Origin of the sequence: Streptomyces beihaiensis, assembly GCF_026274175.1 — a bacterium.
Classification (GTDB): Bacteria; Actinomycetota; Actinomycetes; order Streptomycetales; family Streptomycetaceae; genus Streptomyces; species Streptomyces beihaiensis.
This window is the reverse complement of record NZ_JAPHNL010000157.1, coordinates 10,836-27,020: the sequence shown is the minus strand read 5'-3', so window position 1 is coordinate 27,020 and position 16,185 is coordinate 10,836. Positions and strand designations below refer to the sequence as shown.

At 69.0% G+C, this 16,185-nt stretch carries 20 protein-coding genes; 8 read left to right on the top strand and 12 right to left on the bottom strand.

Annotation, left to right across the window (positions count from 1 at the left end; genetic code table 11):
• Positions 1-40: 40 nt before the first annotated feature.
• Complete coding sequence (locus OFY01_RS15375) at positions 41-244, bottom strand: cold-shock protein (protein ID WP_184905941.1); 204 nt, start codon at positions 242-244, stop codon at positions 41-43.
• 490 nt (positions 245-734) lie between these two features.
• Between OFY01_RS15375 and OFY01_RS15370 the strand changes: the two genes are divergently transcribed.
• The gene (locus tag OFY01_RS15370; RefSeq protein ID WP_266600215.1) at positions 735-1,157 is read left to right on the top strand and encodes a pentapeptide repeat-containing protein; all 423 of its coding nucleotides are present in this window, start codon (positions 735-737) and stop codon (positions 1,155-1,157) included.
• A 386-nt stretch (positions 1,158-1,543) separates the two neighbouring features.
• Here the strand turns inward: OFY01_RS15370 and OFY01_RS15365 are convergent, their stop codons facing one another.
• The 3 genes from OFY01_RS15365 to OFY01_RS15355 are packed head-to-tail and all read right to left on the bottom strand — an operon-like array spanning position 1,544 to position 4,528.
• Complete coding sequence (locus OFY01_RS15365; protein ID WP_266600213.1) at positions 1,544-3,058, bottom strand: UbiD family decarboxylase; 1,515 nt, start codon at positions 3,056-3,058, stop codon at positions 1,544-1,546.
• On the bottom strand, positions 3,033-3,635 hold the full coding sequence (locus tag OFY01_RS15360) for a UbiX family flavin prenyltransferase (RefSeq protein WP_266600211.1): 603 nt from the start codon (positions 3,633-3,635) through the stop codon (positions 3,033-3,035). The genes OFY01_RS15365 and OFY01_RS15360 overlap by 26 nt, the downstream gene beginning before the upstream one ends.
• Before the next feature lie 20 nt (positions 3,636-3,655).
• Positions 3,656-4,528 (bottom strand): NAD(P)H-binding protein, encoded by an 873-nt coding sequence (locus tag OFY01_RS15355; protein WP_266600209.1) that lies wholly within the window; start codon positions 4,526-4,528, stop codon positions 3,656-3,658.
• A gap of 205 nt (positions 4,529-4,733) precedes the next feature.
• On the opposite strand from OFY01_RS15355, the gene OFY01_RS15350 reads away from it, so the two are divergent.
• A complete protein-coding gene (locus tag OFY01_RS15350) occupies positions 4,734-5,651 on the top strand; it encodes a LysR family transcriptional regulator (protein WP_266600207.1) in 918 nt (305 codons plus the stop codon).
• Positions 5,652-5,784: 133 nt separating this feature from the next.
• Here the strand turns inward: OFY01_RS15350 and OFY01_RS15345 are convergent, their stop codons facing one another.
• A complete protein-coding gene (locus tag OFY01_RS15345; protein WP_266600205.1) occupies positions 5,785-6,405 on the bottom strand; it encodes a hypothetical protein in 621 nt (206 codons plus the stop codon).
• 170 nt (positions 6,406-6,575) lie between these two features.
• On the opposite strand from OFY01_RS15345, the gene OFY01_RS15340 reads away from it, so the two are divergent.
• The 5 genes from OFY01_RS15340 to OFY01_RS15320 all read left to right on the top strand — a co-directional run bounded on the left by OFY01_RS15340 (position 6,576) and on the right by OFY01_RS15320 (position 9,702).
• Positions 6,576-7,022 carry a hypothetical protein gene (locus OFY01_RS15340; RefSeq protein WP_266600203.1) on the top strand — a complete coding sequence of 149 codons (447 nt, stop codon included), beginning with the start codon at positions 6,576-6,578 and terminating at the stop codon, positions 7,020-7,022.
• Complete coding sequence (locus OFY01_RS15335) at positions 7,019-7,969, top strand: ADP-ribosylglycohydrolase family protein (protein WP_266600201.1); 951 nt, start codon at positions 7,019-7,021, stop codon at positions 7,967-7,969. Before OFY01_RS15340 ends, OFY01_RS15335 begins: the two co-directional genes overlap by 4 nt.
• Positions 7,970-8,010: 41 nt before the next feature.
• Positions 8,011-8,928: a DUF6891 domain-containing protein gene (locus OFY01_RS15330; RefSeq protein ID WP_266600199.1), complete on the top strand. Its 918-nt coding sequence runs from the start codon at positions 8,011-8,013 to the stop codon at positions 8,926-8,928.
• A 67-nt stretch (positions 8,929-8,995) separates the two neighbouring features.
• Positions 8,996-9,262 (top strand): ribbon-helix-helix domain-containing protein, encoded by a 267-nt coding sequence (locus OFY01_RS15325; protein ID WP_266600197.1) that lies wholly within the window; start codon positions 8,996-8,998, stop codon positions 9,260-9,262.
• Complete coding sequence (locus OFY01_RS15320; protein WP_266600195.1) at positions 9,259-9,702, top strand: PIN domain-containing protein; 444 nt, start codon at positions 9,259-9,261, stop codon at positions 9,700-9,702. The genes OFY01_RS15325 and OFY01_RS15320 overlap by 4 nt, the downstream gene beginning before the upstream one ends.
• A gap of 367 nt (positions 9,703-10,069) precedes the next feature.
• Here the strand turns inward: OFY01_RS15320 and OFY01_RS15315 are convergent, their stop codons facing one another.
• Both OFY01_RS15315 and OFY01_RS15310 read right to left on the bottom strand, forming a co-directional pair.
• The gene (locus OFY01_RS15315; protein ID WP_266600193.1) at positions 10,070-10,267 is read right to left on the bottom strand and encodes a hypothetical protein; all 198 of its coding nucleotides are present in this window, start codon (positions 10,265-10,267) and stop codon (positions 10,070-10,072) included.
• Positions 10,268-10,524: 257 nt separating this feature from the next.
• Positions 10,525-11,292, bottom strand: a complete 768-nt coding sequence (locus OFY01_RS15310; RefSeq protein ID WP_266600191.1) for an SDR family oxidoreductase — start codon at positions 11,290-11,292, stop codon at positions 10,525-10,527.
• Between the two features lie 74 nt (positions 11,293-11,366).
• Here OFY01_RS15310 and OFY01_RS15305 point away from each other — a divergent pair, with 74 nt between their 5' ends.
• Positions 11,367-11,975, top strand: a complete 609-nt coding sequence (locus OFY01_RS15305; RefSeq protein ID WP_266600189.1) for a TetR/AcrR family transcriptional regulator — start codon at positions 11,367-11,369, stop codon at positions 11,973-11,975.
• A 7-nt stretch (positions 11,976-11,982) separates the two neighbouring features.
• On the opposite strand, the gene OFY01_RS15300 is transcribed toward OFY01_RS15305, so the two are convergent.
• The 5 genes from OFY01_RS15300 to OFY01_RS15280 form a co-directional block, all read right to left on the bottom strand.
• Complete coding sequence (locus OFY01_RS15300) at positions 11,983-12,345, bottom strand: MarR family transcriptional regulator (protein ID WP_266600187.1); 363 nt, start codon at positions 12,343-12,345, stop codon at positions 11,983-11,985.
• A gap of 205 nt (positions 12,346-12,550) precedes the next feature.
• The gene (locus tag OFY01_RS15295; RefSeq protein ID WP_266600185.1) at positions 12,551-13,471 is read right to left on the bottom strand and encodes an NADP-dependent oxidoreductase; all 921 of its coding nucleotides are present in this window, start codon (positions 13,469-13,471) and stop codon (positions 12,551-12,553) included.
• 37 nt (positions 13,472-13,508) lie between these two features.
• On the bottom strand, positions 13,509-13,904 hold the full coding sequence (locus tag OFY01_RS15290) for a cupin domain-containing protein (RefSeq protein WP_266600183.1): 396 nt from the start codon (positions 13,902-13,904) through the stop codon (positions 13,509-13,511).
• On the bottom strand, positions 13,904-14,677 hold the full coding sequence (locus OFY01_RS15285) for a cupin domain-containing protein (RefSeq protein ID WP_266600181.1): 774 nt from the start codon (positions 14,675-14,677) through the stop codon (positions 13,904-13,906). Before OFY01_RS15285 ends, OFY01_RS15290 begins: the two co-directional genes overlap by 1 nt.
• Entirely contained in the window at positions 14,674-15,933 is a 1,260-nt protein-coding gene (locus OFY01_RS15280) for a sedoheptulose 7-phosphate cyclase (protein WP_266600179.1), read from the bottom strand. Before OFY01_RS15280 ends, OFY01_RS15285 begins: the two co-directional genes overlap by 4 nt.
• Between the last annotated feature and the right edge of the window lie 252 nt (positions 15,934-16,185).

Sequence of the window (16,185 nt, the reverse complement as noted above, 5' to 3'; positions counted from 1 at the left end):
TGCGGGCCCCAGCTGCGAAATATGTGTCAGCGCTGAAGCGTCAGGCCGGAATGATGTTCTCGGCCGTCGGGCCCTTCTGGCCCTGAGCGATGTCGAACGACACCTTCTGGCCTTCCAGCAGCTCGCGGAAGCCCTGGGTGGCGATGTTCGAGTAGTGGGCGAAGACGTCGGCGCCGCCGCCGTCCTGCTCGATGAAGCCGAAGCCCTTTTCCGCGTTGAACCACTTCACGGTGCCAGTAGCCATTTTGTTCTCCTTCGGGAGCTCTAGGGCGGTGTCAGTGATCCGCTCTGTGCGAATCCTGTGTCGCCGTGATGATTACCCCGTCGGAAATAAACCCTCTGGCAACCACACCTGCAACTGAGATCGACAGTAGCACGGTGCGACCGGTCCTGCGTGCTCCGTAATTCCGTTGCCGCCGACGGTCGAGAAATATGTACCGCACCCCGCGCCAATATCTCATTTCGCGGGCACAGATATTGCTGCCCACGGGTATGGGTTTCCTGCCTGCCGCTGTCACCGCCGTCGGTGAGTGGCGCGACGGAGAGCGCGCATCTCCTCCGGCCGGCGCGGCCGTGAGCGAGTCCGGCTCTGTCTTCACAGACCGACGTTGGACTCCTTCGCCACATCCAGACGCCCCTTACCCCGCATTCGAGCCCATGCGACACCGGACAGAACGCCCGCGCCGGCAGCCCGGCGACGACAGCCCGCTCCCAGAGCTGGCACGATGTCCGGCATGGGCCGACCGGAGACGCTGAAGGACAACCTAACCGCCCGTGGCCGCTACGCGACCCTCCAGCGGGAGACCTTCGACAGGGCGGATCTCGTGTCGGTGCGCCTGCAGTCGTTGTGGTTCACACGGTGCACGTTCCGGGAGACCGACCTCCGCCAAGCCGCCCTCGACGGCTGCCACTTCAAGTTGTGCGATCTCCGCGGAGCCGATCTGAGCGGTGCCTCCATGCGGGGCGTCACGCTGGCGGGCTGCGACCTGACCGGCGCCGATCTCCGGGCAGCGGACCTGACCGGTGCCCGTTTCGGCCGGGTCCTCACCGGCGCCGCGCCTCATGGGCTCACCGACGCCACCGACGTCAGGCTGGACAACGCCATTCTCCGCGATCTTCAGCTCGACCAGGTCATCGGTTGGCCCACCACCGGGTAGTCAGCCGACTGTGGTGGTGCTCCTCAGGGCTCCGTGCAGGGAGTGAATGAGACGAGAACAGCGACGGAGACTGAGACGGAAACAGCGCCGGAGACTGAGACGAGAACAGCGACCGAAACATCGACGGAAACAGCGACGGAAACAGCGACGGAAACAGCGACGGATGGGCACGTAGAGGCGAGGGGCCTGCCTGGCCGGATTGCCGGCATGAAACGGCTGCGTCCCGAGATGAGCCGACGCGACCGAGTTCCGGCAACGTCTCGGCGAACTCCCGCTCGCCAGTGAAGGGCCTACGCGGGGCAGGCGGACTGCCTCGCGTCGGCACCCTCCTGTTGCTCGACGCCACGCTCCGTACAGAGGCGGGGGGGGCGGACGTGGAACTCGGCCTACTGGCGGGTCTGTTCCCGTGGTGCCGGATAGCCGTACGCCGTCTCCCAGTTGGTCAGGACGCGCTGCTGGATGTCGGCGGGCCAGCCATTCGCGAAACTGCCCTTGACGGGGCGACTCTCCTTGGGGAAGCGGTCGGCCAGCAGGCAGTTGTGGACGACCTTGCCCGCGCGGTAGCTGTGCTGCTCGGCCTCGGAGAGGTAGACGGAGAGCGCGGCCGTGGGCTTGGCGGGGAAGTGGACCTCGCCGCGTTCGGGATGGTTGCGGGTGGCGAAGGCCCAGACGAGTTCGTTGACGTCGGTGATGTCGATGTCGTTCTCGACCAGCAGTACTTTGGGCACACCGAAGCCCGCCTTGCCCGCGAAGACGAGGTCGCCGATCCTCCGCGCGAGTTCGCCGGAGTGGATGCCCAGGGTCTCGTACCAGTCCGGATCCATCGAGACGACCAGCCAGTGGAGCGCGGACTCGTAGGAGAACCAGGCGGAGGCCGCCGGCAGCCCGGCTTCGCGGAGTTGGTAGAGGATCTCCGCGGCGTGCATGGTCCCGGTTCCGGTGTGGTCCTCCTCCACCGGGGGACCGGCCGCGACCGCGGGGAGGATCGCCCCGTCCCTGTAGGTGACCGCGCTGACGTGGAACACCGGCTTGGGCGAGGCGTCGTCGCTGTTGTAGCCGGGATACTCGTTCATGGGCCCCTCCTCCACCGTCTCGTCGAACGCGATGTGTCCCTCGATGACGATCTCGGCGGTGGCGGGCACGCTCAGGTCGACGGTCTCGGCGGGCACCACCTCGATGCCCTCGCCGAACAGGGCCCCGACGAAGTGGCTCTCGTCCGCGCCCTCGGGCAGCGGCATCGCGCCCGCGTAGGGCAGAGCCGGCTCCACCCCCAGGGCGAGCGCGATGGGCATCGGTTCGCCAAGGGCCGTCCACTGGGCGCGGATGATGCCGAGATGCTGCGGCCCGGGGATGAGGCAGGCCAGCCGGTCCCTGCCGGCGATCATCATGCGGTTGATCGACCAGTTCGTCCAGGAACCGTCGGGCGTGCGGGCGATGTTCATGCCGTAGGTCTGGATGTACCGGCCGCCGTCGTTGCCGTGGAGCAGCGGGGTCGGGAAGGCGAACAGGTCGATGTCGTCGCCCCGCATGATGTTCTGCTTGCACGGCGCGTCGGCGGCGGAAACCTCCACCGGAGGGACGCCGGGCCGACCGCGGGCCGCGACCACGGCCTCCATGACCTGCCGTCCCGACGCCTCGGCAGGCAGCCCCAGGGCGAGAGCGACACGCGCCAGCCGGTGCTCGGGGCCGGACAGGCCACCGGGTGCGCCGAACACCCTGAAGCCGGTGCCGGTGTAACCAGTGACCGCGTTGAACAACGGCGCCGGCGCCTTCAGGTCGTAGGAACGGCGGATGATCGCACCGATCTCCAGGTTCCAGTCGACTTCGGTGTCGATCTCGTTGACTTCCCCGATCGCGGCCAGCGCCGCGATGAACTCACGCAGACTGCGCAGATGAGTCACGTCTGTCCTCTTCGAGTCGGCGCCGGGCGGCATCGCCGCTCCAGCGCGGGAGCTCGGGCACCTCGATGCCGAGCAGGTCAAGGGCGCGCCCGGCGGTGTGGTCGACGATGTCCTCGACCGTTCCGGGCCGCAGATAGAACGCCGGTACCGGCGGCATGACGATCCCGCCGGACTCGGTGGCCGCGGTCATCGCACGCAGATGCGCCAGGGTCAGGGGCGTTTCGCGGACCAGCAGGACCAGCGGTCGGCGCTCCTTCAGGGTGACGTCCGCGGCGCGGGTGAGCAGATTGTCCCCGCCCGCGAACGCGATCGCGGACAGCGTCCGGATCGAACAGGGCGCGACGATCATCCCGTCGGTCCGGAACGAGCCCGACGCGATCGCCGCGCCGATGTCGGTCGGCCGATGAATCACATCCGCCAGCGCGGCCAGGTCGCGCGCGCTCAGATCGGTCTCGTACGCCCTGGTCCGCTGGCCCGCGGGTGTCACCACCAGGTGGGTCTCGACCTCGGCCTTGCGGGCCAGCTCCAGTACGCGGATGCCGTACGCGATGCCCGTCGCGCCGCTGATCCCCACCACCAGCCGCCGCGGCCGTCCGCTCAGTGGCTTCCCTCTCCGCGAAGGACGCCGGCGTACTCGTCCGTGAACGCGTCGAAGGACCGCGCCGGCCGACCGGTCAGCTTCTCCACATCGCTGGTGACAGCCGCCGCGCCGCCGGCCGCGTAGAGCCCGTACAACTCGACCAGACCCTCCGCCCTCCAGCGGTCCCAGCCCGCGCCGAGCATTCCGGCGAGCGCCGCCTCGGGCCGTACGGCCTCGTACTCCACCGAGTGCCCTACGGCGACGCCGAGGTGTCCGGCGATCTGAGCGTGCGACAGGGCCGCCGGACCGGTCAGGGTGTAGACGGCACCCTCGTGCCCGTCCCCGGTCAGCGCTTCCACGGCCGAGTCCGCGACATCGCGCGCGTCGACGTACGACACCGGGCTCGTGCCGGCCGGGAGGGCCAGGTGCCCGCCGCGCACCGCGTCGGCCATGCCCAGGAAGTTCTGGAAGAAGCCGTTCGGAGCCAGCACCGTCCACGGCAGCCCGGTCGCGACCAGGTGATCGAGTCCGCTGTTGTGCGCGGCCAGGAACCGTACGCCGTCGGGCCGCTGCCCCATCCCGGCGGCGGCGTGCAGCACGATGCGCGGGCGGCGGCCGGTGCGGACGGCGGCGTCGATGACGTTCCGCTCGTGCGTGGCCATGTCCGGATGGACCGCCACGAGCAGATACACCACATCGGCACCGGCCAGCGCCGCGTCCAGCGACGCCGGATCGGTGAAGTCGGCGACAGCCGGAACGACTCCCGCACCCCACTCCGCCGGAACGGCCGAACCGGCACGCACCAGCGGCCGGACGTCCGTGCCACGGTCCTGCAGCCTGGTGACGACCTGCGACCCGACGGTGCCCGTCGCTCCGCTGACGACGATCACATGTACCCCCTGTGTTGTGTCGTGTCCCGCTCTGTCCAACCGGAGCCTGTCATCGCGAAGTTGGGACGATCAAGGCCGAATTGATGCACAATCCATGAGCCAGGCTCATCGAAGCGGGAAGCGGGAAGCGGGAAGCGGGAAGCGGGAAGCGGGAAGCGGGGGAGCTGGGAGCCGGAGAGCGGGGAAGCGGGGGAGCTGGGGCGGAATGGACCTGACGGAGATCGAGACCTTTCTGGCGCTGTCGGAGGAGCTGCACTTCGGGCGCACCGCGGAACGTCTGAGGCTCTCCCAGTCCCGCGTCAGCCAGCTGATCCGGTCGCTGGAACGCCGCATCGGCGCGCCGCTGTTCAACCGGACCAGTCGCCGGGTCTCACTGACCCCGCTGGGCGAGCACGCCCGCGACACCCTCGGCGCCGCCCACACGCATCTCAAAGCAAGCTATGAGGAGGCGTGCGCCATGGCGCAGGGCGTGGTCGGCGCTCTGCGCGTCGGATTCCTTGGCTGCCTCAACGGCCCGCCGCTGACCGACGTCGTACTCGCCTTCGGCCGTCAGCACCCGGCCTGCGACATCGCGGTGGCGGAGGTGCCCTGGACCGATCTCTACGGGCCACTGCGCGCCGGCGAGATCGACATCCTGCTCACGTTGCTGCCGGTCGACGAACCGGACCTGAAGGTGGGCGCCGTGCTGGTGTCCCACGGCCGGGCGCTGGCCGTGGCTCTGGGGCATACGCTGGCGGAACGGGAATCGGTCGACATCGAAGACCTCTCGGACCAGGTCCTGCTCAACGGTCCCGCCGAACTGCCCGAGGCCCTTCGGTACGACCTGTGCCCGCCGTTCACCCCGCTGGGCAGGCCGTTGCGCCGCGCGACCGGGGGACGGACCTATCAGGAGGCGCTCCACCGAGTCGCCTCAGGCGAGATGGTGTGGACGACCCATGAGGGACTCTTTCGCGTGTACGCGCACCCCGGCGTCGTGTACCGCCCTCTCAGCGGGCTGCCCTTGGCCAACGGCGCCCTCGTCTGGCGCGCCGACGGCGAGAACGCCAAGGTCCGTGCCTTCGTCTCCCTGGCCGCACAGTCTGCCTCCGGCCGCACGGTGCCCAGCGCGTCCTTGACGGCGTAGCACCGGTGAGACGGGCACCGACGACAGGGAGCCCGCCCGCCCCGCACGCCGGCTGTGCCCGCGCTCGTCCGGTCTCGGCCTGCTCGGCTGAACGGTCGGCTCTCCATAGAGCTCGTAACACAGTCTTGTGGCTTCAGTCAGAGGGAGCGCCATACTCACTTCTGGGAGTGGGCCAAGTCGCTACGAGTGCTTGCCGGTCCGGGAAGCGGGGACCGGAGACTATCTCCTGGGTGGGTTCACCGTTGAGCCAGCACACTTGCTCGGGCGCGCCATCGCCGGTGTCGAACAGGCAGCACACGCCGCTGCTGTCGGCGGTGAGATCGGTGAAGGTCTTTCTGATGTTGGCCGAACTCGCGAACAAGCGACTCATCGCTGACGTCGCTGCCCAGCACTCCAGTGACGCGTAGGCAGGGTGCAGGAAGGACTCGAACCGCACCGTCGCGTAGATGTACCCGATCTGGACACGCCCGTCCGCCTCGAGGTCAGGCCCGTACGTTTGTGCGTACTCGCGCAGGGCGTCATCGGCATCGAACATGAGGGACATGTCGAGCTCGAATGTGTCACCTGCGGAGCAGTCGACTGGTTCACTCTCGAAATGTGACGTGAACGGGAGGATGGTCCGATCCCCTCCGGGCAGGCTGACTTCAAGCCGCGGCACGGCGCGTTTCGGTGGCGCCAGTTGGGCCAGGTTGGCCAGCGCTCTGACGACGTTGCGGGGGCGCAGATAGATGTCATAGCCGTAGATCAGTCCCACAGTTACCCCTCGGGAGCCGTACGTCTTCTCGCCAAGCAACGCGTCGGGGTGTCGGCGGGAGGGCCCGGACGTCCGGCGACGGGCGGAAGTGTAGCCACTGGGGGAACGCTTCGCGGCGTTCGGTCTCTGACCGGGTTGAGCCCGGTGGGGCGGCCCGCGATACTCCGGGAATGGCCGACGTAGAAGCGTCAGAGGCGTGTGACCGTGGTTGGGACGGTCCTTGGTACCGCGTCCATACGGATCGCTTCGAGGCATCTTTCCTGCCGGGCGCGGGGGAAGATCTGGGCGCGGTCTGCAATGTGGACGTCGAAGTCCGGTTGACAGCGGATGGATCACGCTGGAGCGCGACCGTGTTCACCCTTGCGGAGGTGGAGCGCGTGATGGAGCACTGGTCTCGAAGCGGTGAGGCCCTGGGCGGACGGTACTTCTGGTGCTGGTCGTCCGGCCTGATCGTCCGGGAACCCGGCATCCTCGGCATGACCGATGTCTTCGTCGGCCTGCTCGACGCGGGCGAGTCCCGGCAGATGCTCCGCCGGCTCGACGACGATGAGCGCCCCGAACCCGACCGACTCGACCGACTCAGCCGGCAGGTGTCGTCGTCCAGGCGGCTGCCGTGACGGGCGGGGACCGGGTCGCCGGTGCTGTGGTGGGCTCGGCCGTGGGGGATGCGCTCGGGGCCCCGTTCGAGTTCAGCCTGGAGGGCAGCTTCTCCGCGCGCTTCCCGGACCGGTCGGCCGGCGGGGAGATGTGCGGAGGCGGTGGCTGGGAGCCCGGCGAGGCCACCGACGACACGCAGATGGCTGTGCACCTCGCCGAGTCCCTCTTGGAACGCGGTGGGCTCGATCTCCCGGACATCTTCGCCCGTTTCCAGCGGTGGGCGTCCGACGAGCCGAAGGACATCGGCCTGCAGACCGAGGACGTGCTCACCAACGGATCACCGTGGGATCTGGCTGCGGCGATCCACTTCCAGACCACGCATCGCGCGGCCGGGAACGGCTCGCTCATGCGCGCCACGACCTCCGCTGTCTTCTTCGCCGGCGGGGGACGGCAGGTGACGATGGACGCGGCCCGCCGCATTGCCGCGCTCACCCACGGCGACGCCGCCGCCTGGGAGGGCACCGCGATCTACCACGAGCTCGTGCGGGTGGCCCTGGGCGGCGAGGACCCGCTTGCCGCCGTCCCCGACACGCTCGCCGCGGTGGACGCGGGTCACCGGGAGCGGTACGCCGTTGTCCTTGACGCGGGCTGGCACCCTGACCGGGCCACGGAGTTCAACGGCGCGGTGTGGCCATGCCTGGGCTCCGCGGTCTGGGCGCTGCGCCACACGACGTCGTTCGAGGCCGCGCTCAGGGTCGCCGTCGACCTCGGCGGAGACACCGACACTGTCGCCGCGGTCACCGGCGGACTCGCCGGAGCCGTCTACGGACTCGACGCGATTCCCACCCGCTGGACGCGGCCCCTCCACGTCCCGCTGCCGGGCGGGGGCGGGCGCACGCTCGGCCTGCGCGAGCTCGTCCGGCTGGGCCGACGGCTCGGTCGGATCAACCAGCCGCGCACTCGGTAGCCGAACGGCCTTGTGTCGGTGCGGTATGCCAGAGTCCTCGCATGCTGGAGATCGTGGTCGAGACGGAGACCGGGGAGCGGCACGTCCGCGCGTCCGCCGAGGCGCTGGCCGGACTGATCCGTCGCATCGGGGCTGACAGGGACCGTTTTCTCGTGCTCCAGCGGCTGCCGGACCTGCCCGATGTCTTCGCGCAGGTCTGGCACGAGTCCGGTGGCGGCTACACGCTGGAGCATCGCGACGGCTCGGCCGACCGGCACTTCCAGGTGGTCCTCCACAACTCGGAGGCTGTGGTCGCGGCGTTGACGGGCTGGGCCCAGCACGAGCGCGGCTGGGGCACCGGCCTGCCATGGTCCCGGTTGGACATGGGCAGCGCCACAGAGGTGCCGCCGCTCGACCTGGACGAGCGCGAGATGTCGGAGCTGGAGGGCCGCGTTCGGATCTCACTGGTCGGCGGCTACGCCTCCCGGACCGAGCTCGCCGAGCTGGCGGAGGAGTACCTGGTCACCGCGGACCGCCGCCCCGTCTCGCGTGAGCAGGCAGCGGCGATGGTCGACCGGATGTGGCTGGAGCGTGTCGCGGAGCAGGCCGCGTGGGAGGGGGAGACGGACCCCGAGCGGCTCACCCGCGCCTTCGCCGCCCTGCAGAGCGCGGGCATCACCGCCCGCGAGAACTTCACCTGCTGCCGCGGTTGCGGTCAGTCCGAGATCGGTGCCGAAGGCGGGCCGGAGGCCCGAGGATTCGTCTACTTCCACACCCAGTGCACGGAATCCGCTGCGGCCGGTCAAGGGCTCATGCTCCTCTACGGGGGCTTCGACGGCTCGGCCGAGACCACCAGGACCATCGGCGTCGAGGTCGTGGCCGCGCTCGATGCGGTGGGACTCCACACCGACTGGGACGAAGACCCCGACCGAGCCATCACGATCACTCCGCTCGACTGGCGACGACGTCTGGAGTGCTAGAGCACGCCACCAGGGCATGGGCAGTGCGCCGCATACATCAAGTCGGTACATGGACTACTGTTGGTACATGTCCATGAAGCGCACCAACGTCTACGCCGACCCCGAGGACCTGGCCATCATCAAGGAGGCGGCCAAGCGCCGAGGTATAAGCGAGGCCGAGATCATCCGCCAGGGCATCCATCTCGCGGCCATGGCGAACCGGGTCTGGGACGAGCCGCTGTTCTCCCGCACCTTCGAAGGGCCGGGGCGCACGCTGTCCAAGCCGGAGGTCCGCGACACGGTCGCCCAGGCTGTCCGGCGTGAGGCCGGTTCGGGTTCCGGGTCCGCCGCGTGATCATTGTCATCGCCGATACGTCCGGCCTTCTGGCGGCCCTGGACTCGGCTCATCCGGAACACCGGGCGGCGAACGAGGCGATCATGGCGGCGGGCCTGCTGGTCATGTCGCCGCTCCTGCTGGCCGAACTGGATCACGTGGCGACGCGCGAGCTCGGCAGGGAGGCCGCCCTCAGCGCGGTCGACGACCTGCGGCGCTGGATAAGCCGGGGCCGTGTCGTCATGCCGGAGATCACGGGGGAGCACCTGGGCGCCGCCCAGTCTGTCCGGGTCCGCTACCGTGCGCTGGACCTCGACCTCGCCGACGCGGTGAACGTGGCGCTTGCCGCCGACTACGACACGGATGCGATTCTCACCCTCGACCGACGAGACTTCCGGGCCGTACGCCCGCTGGGCCGCTACAAGGCGTTCCGGGTACTCCCCGACGACCTGCCGCTCTGACGCGCAGTCCTTCGGCGTCAAGCGCCCGCTCTCGCATGGGGTTTGTGCACCGCCCGCGACGAAGCACGTGCGGGTCGGGCATCCGGCATCGCCCAGGAGCAGCGGGCCTCAAGGCGGCTTTGCAATGAAACAAACCCCAGGCCGAAGACCTGGGGTTTCATCGTGGAGCGGGTGACGAGAATCGAACTCGCGCTCTCAGCTTGGGAAGCGACGGCGCTTGGGGTGGAACCAAGGATCTGACCAGCGCAGATGCCTGATCCATGGACTGGTCCTGGAACTGGCAGGACGGGGAGTCGGCAGCGCCGCTTCCGCCGAGAAGTCCCGTGCCCCCGGTGCGGGGGAGTACCGGGGGCACGGAGTTTGAGTGTCAGGCGTGGAGCAGGAGACTGATCTCCTTCGGCATCCCGACGGGCCCGTCCTGTTGCGGCTGGGGTGCCTCGTTCAGCTCGAAGGCCCATCGGTGGTTCGGAGAGCCGCCGAACGTCTTCGCTGCGATCTTCGGCAGAAACCGGGCGGCGGCGGCCGAGTCGTCCCACAGCAGGGCCAGACCCTGTCGGCCTGCCATCGGGTCGGATATCCAGCTGCCACCCCGCAGGCCCGGGAACTCGCCATCATGGAAGAGATCCGCGCTGTTGCGGGGGGTGCCCGGACGGGCACCGCTCTCTGGATTCCCAATGTGCGAAGTAGCGGTGGAACGGTTCGTGTCCCACCAGGCGATGACGACATGCATGGAGTCCCCCAACCTCAGGGTGTCGTGAATGATGTTGCGGTGTCCCCGTTGACACCCTGTCCGTAATGCCCGCTCTACGCCTGAGTCGTGTGTCAGAGCTGGGAACCGCCGGTGGCGTCGATGACCTGTCCGGTCAGCCAGCGTGCGTCGTCAGAAGCGACGAAGGCCACGATGTCGGCCACGTCATCGGGACGGCCCACACGCCCGAGGGCCGAGAGTTCCGCGGCGGACTGTTCGGCGGCCTCGTTGCCCCGCAGCCAGGAGGCGTTCATGTCGGTGTCGATGATGCCGGGCGCCACCGAGTTGACGGTGATGCCCCGGTTGCCGATGGCCTTGGCGAGCGTGAGCGTGAGGGTGTCGATGGCCCCCTTGGTCATGCTGTACGCGATGATGTCGGTCAGCGCGATACGCGTGGCCCCGGATGAGATGTTGATGATCCGGCCGCCGTCCCGCAGGCGTGTGAGGCCCTGCTGCGTGAGGAAGAACGGGGCACGCACGTTGACCGCGAACGCCTCGTCGAAGGCTTCGGGTGTGGTCTCCTCGATGTGACCGCGCGGCGTGATGCCTGCGTTGTTGACGAGGATGTCGAGACCGGCGCCGTCACCGTGCTCGATGATCTGCCGGTCGAACTCGGCCCACAGGGCCTCCACATCACCGCTGGTGCCGAGCTCGGCCCGCACGGGGAACGCCGCGCCGCCCTGCGCGCGGATGGCGCCCACCGCCTCGTCGGCCGCGGCGGCATTGCGCCCGTAGTGCACAGCCACGAGGGCGCCTTCGCGGCCAAGCCGTTCCGCGGTCGCGCGACCGATCCCCCGACTGCCGCCCGTCACCAGAGCCGTCTTGCCTGTCAGAGCGCCCATGACCTTCCAATCTGTAGGGTTGACTATGGAATTACCTTACATCAATTACGTAGCGATCGCTGTAAAATAGGTGCATGACGAGGACGCGACGGGGACGACCGCGCAGTTTCGATCGTGAGGCGGGGCTCGTGCAGGCCACGCTGCTGTTCTGGCAGCACGGCTACGAGGGCACTTCCATCGCGGACCTGACCCACGCGATGGGGATCTCTCCGCCCAGTCTGTACGCGGCCTACGGAGACAAGCGCAAGCTCTTCACCGAGGTCGTGGAGCGCTACGGCGGGACCTTCGGCGCTTTCATGGGCAGGGCGCTGGAGGAGGAGAGCGATGCCCGCGCGGGGTTCGCCAGGATGCTGCGCGAGGCCGCCGTGTCCTACACGGACCCGCAGCATCCGGCAGGCTGTCTGATCACGACGGCGGCGACGAACTACTCGGTGCAGACAGCCGACATCGAGCGGGATCTGCGGGAGCGAAGGGTGGCGAACGTCCACGCCTTCGACAAACGGCTGACCGACGCCGTGGCGGTCGGTTCATTGCCCGAGGGCACTGACACCCGGGCTCTGGCCGTGTACTTCGCCGCAGTGGTCCAAGGCATGTCCCAGCAGGCGCGGGACGGGGCGAGTGCGGCGGAGCTGAAGCAAGTGGCCGGACTCGCCATGACGGCATGGCCCGGCCGGGAAGCGTGAACCCGGCTCACGCGGAAGGTGGCTCCTCGGCGCGTGGAGCGGCCTCGGCCCGGCACAGCCGGGCCACGATGTGAGCGTACTTCTCGTCGAAGGCCAACGTATTGAAGGCCGCGTCCAGTTCGCTGGCGAGCGTACGACTGGCCTGCTCCCACATGTTCCGGCCCGCCTCCGTGGCCCGCAAGTGGCCGATACGCCGGTCGCCGGTCTGGGACGCCCGGCTCACCAGGGCCGAGCGTTCCAAGTGGGTGAGCAGGCGGCTCGCAGAGGAAGCGGTCACCCCCAGTCGCCGGGCCACCGTGCCCACCGTCGCCGGCTCCTGAGCAGAGCTGAGTGCCACCGCGCCGAGTGCCATGAGGGGAGCGAGACTCAAGCCGTGACGGCCTTGGAGCGTACGGTCGAGCCGCCCCTCGATAGTGGTGAACAGAGGAACGACCCGCTCCCAGAGCCGGGAGCCGCTGTCCGTGCCGGCACCGGGAACCCCGCGACCGTACCGTTCGTCCACTGGTTGCTTCCCTATCGTTCTGAGCTGTTCCGGAACCTGGCAGATCCGACGCGCGAGCGGGTTGCCGACGGGGCTACGGCACGATCAGGAGCTTGCCTCGTACGCCGCCGTCGGCCAGCAGCCGATGGGCGTCGGCCGCGCCGTCGAAGCCGAGTTCCTTGTGCTTCCGCAGGTGCAGGGCGCCGCTGTCGACGAGCTCGGACAGCCCGGTCAGGCACGCACCGTCCTGTTCGACGTGGGACACCGTCACGGTGATCGCGCGCTCTGCGACGGGGCGCCGGGTCGGCACGACGGAGACGACGCGCCCGTTGTCGCGTACGGCGCCGATCGCCGACGCCAGCCCAGCCGTCTCCACCAGCCCGTCGGCCGCCGCCACGCCGACCGCGGTGAACAGGTCCGCGCCCACGATCACATCCTGTGCTCCCAGCCCCCGGGCCTCCTCGGCGTCACAGGCATGCCGGACATGCGCCACGGCCCGCAGTCCCCGCAGCCGTGCCAACTGCAGGGCAAGTCCGCCGACCGAACCGAGGGCGCCGGTGACGAGCAGCGTGGCGCCCTCGGGCAGGTCGAGCGTGTCGAGCGCCTGCTGCGCCGTGAGCCCGGCCAGGGGCAGGGCTGCGGCCGTGGTGAGAGGGACGGACACGGGGGCCGGTGCGGCGATGGCCGCGGGAAGGGCCAGCACTTCGGCATACGTCCCGCGGCCGGTCGCCATCTGCGCCGACATCGCCACCACACGGTCCCCGGGGCGGAAGTCGGTGACGTGCTCGCCCACGGCGGTGACCGTTCCCGCCACATCCCAGCCGAGCACCATGGGCGGCTGCAGGGCGCTGTGCTCCGCGTGCTTTCCGGCCCGCGTCTGGAGATCGACGGGATTGACGGCGGCCGCCGCGGTGCGGATCAGGATTCCGTCCGCATCGGGTGCGGCAGGCTCTGGAACCTGCGACACCGCGAGCTGTTCCGGCCCTCCGTAGGCGGAGAGGACGACTGCGCGCACGATGCTCCTTTCGGTCGGTGTGGCTTCGGGCCCGCGGTCAGGAAGCGACCAGTTCGGGTACGCGAGGCGGCAGCCGGTCGGAGACCGAGCCCGCCAGGGTGCGCACCGTGATGAGCCGCACCGGGCCGTCGCCTGCCCGGACCTGCCCGTCGGTCCCGTGCGGCACCAGAGCGAGCTGGCCGGCTCGCACATGTCGGTCACCGGAGGCCGAGGGGACGACGAGTTCGCCGTCGAGGACGAGCAGCGCCTCCTCCACTCCGTGGCCGGAGGCCACCTCCAAAGTGGCGCCTGCGGGCAGCTTCCAGTGCTCGATGGCCTCGCACTCGCTGTGCAGCATTCCTCTGCGGACCAGGCACTGCCACTCGGCCGTGGCGGCCTCGGGCGTGGTGGCCGCGGCCACTCGTACCGGCTCGTGCAGTGTCGAGATGATCACTACGCCTCCGCAGGGTGCCGCGGTACCGCCAGTGTCACGATCAGCAGCCGGAGTGGACTGGCGGCCTCGACCCTGGTCCTCGTACGGGCGCCGAGCGTGACGCAGGTGTCGGCGGCCAGCTCCGCCGAGGTACCGTCGGCGGCCCTTGCCCAGCCTTGGCCGCTGTGGACGAAGACCGCCAGCTCCGCGTCGTCGGAGCCCAGGAAGCACCGGTCCCCGGCCTCCAGTTCGGTGACCTCGACCCCGCGCAGCGGGCCGCCGAAGACTCCTGCGGTCGATACCGTGCGCTCCTTGAAAAGATCGTGAATGACGCTGTCGCCCATGGGGGGTACTCCTGGTCTGTATGTGGCTCCGGACAGAACGGCGCTCGTGCTCGGCGCGAGGGACTCGATCACCCACCAGTCGAGATCGGTGTCCGAGACGTTGCGCAGCCCGTGCACATTGCCCACAGCCGTCAGGGCGAGCGACCCCGGGCCGACGGGGTGGGGGCGGCCGTTGAAGAGGAACTCGCCCCGGCCACGCAGGACGAGATAGATCTCCTCGGTCCGTGTATGACGGTGCTCGCCACTGACACCGCCGGGAGGAATCGACGCCCACTCGACGGCCTCGGTGGCCGAGGCGAGTTGACGCCTACCGGCGAAACACTTCCAGCGGGTGCGTCCGGCCGCGCCATGTACTCCGTAGACCGTGGCCGCACCCGTCACCGTTCCGATCGAGGTGAATCCCGGCCCGGCACCGGGTGTCGGCGCAGGTGCCGTAGCGTCTGGCTTCATCGCCGCGCTCCCGCCGACAGTTCGGCCAAGGTCTGTGCCGACGCGGCGAGTTCGGTCTCCGTGACGTCGTTGGCGAAGATCGCGCTGCCGATTCCGACCGGAAGCGGCAGACGCTGTTTGCCATCACGGTGCCGGACGGTATCGCGCAGCGCGGGCACCAGCACCTCCGGCGTGCACAGCGAGTGCCAGGTGGGCAGGCCGAGCTGCGCCATCACGCCGAGGACGCGCTCGCGCTGGTAGACGCTGACCAGCCCACGGCGCTCGGCCATCACGGTGGTGAGCGCCATGTCCACCGTTACGGCTTCGCCGTGCAGCAGGGTGGGCAGTGCGTGCATCTCGATGGTCGGGCTGAAGGTGTGGCCGTAGTCGACGACCCGCTCCAGCACCTTTTCCCACAAATTGGGCTGCAGTTCCTCCAGCATGCCGTGAATGGCACGCTCGACGACCTCGGTCGCAGGATCAAGGTGCAGCCCACGGGCCGCGAGCCGCTGGTCGACCGGGGCGTCCGCGGGGGTGAGGCCGACTCCGGTCTCCGGGCTCTGCATCTTGTTGCGCAGCAGTTCGGCACCGTGCTGCTCCAACAGGTCGAAGAGCCGTGCGTCCTTGATCAGGGCGATCTTGAGGATCTCGGCCAGGCCGTTGCTGATGTGTCGATCGTCGAGGGTGGTGAGGAACGTGCGGTCCAACAGCGTGCGGTCAGCCGGGAAATAGGTGCCGAGCCGGTTCTTGTGCCCGTTGTGGTTGACGCCGGTCTTGGCGCCCACTCCCGCGTCCACAAGGCCGATCAGCGTGGTCGGGATCCGGATGAACGGAGTGGAGCGGCGGTAGAGGCTGGCCGCGAAACCGACGATGTCCATGAGAACACCGCCGCCGATGGCGATCACCGGCTCCCTCCTGCGATCGATGCCGAAGGAGTCCAGGGCTTCGGTGACCCGCAGGACTGCGTCGATCGACTTGTGGGTCTCACCGGCGTCCAGGACCAGGACCTCATGGTCGACGCCATGGTGCTCGAAGTAGCCGCGTATGCGGTCTCCGTAGAGGGAATCCACCATGGAGTCGGTGACGACGATGCGGCGGAGACCGGTTGTGCCGTCGGTGTCCTCGAGGATGGTGGTGTTCTGCGGGTCCAGAAGGTTCTCCCCGGCCCGGATCTCGTACTGGACCGGATTGCTGGTCCGCACCGACCAATGCGTCACAGGACTGCCGACTGCGAACAGGCCGTCGTTGCTCCGGGCTATCTGGGTGTCTTGCTGCATCAGGCGTCTGCCCTTCGACGAAGAGTGTCGTCATGTCCGTCGCGGATTGCTGCGGGGCAGCACGAACGCGTGTCTGCGCGGCGAAACCTGGTCACTTCAGCCGCTGGACCTGACCACCACGCTCCGTGGTGCGGCCCCCCTGCAGATGACCTTGCCATAGATATTCTTGCGCACGCAAGGATAGATAGAAGTGGCGCGCCGTGTTTCGCGTGTCGGAGTGGCTTCGGAGCTCTTGAAATCAGCGTGTGAGCT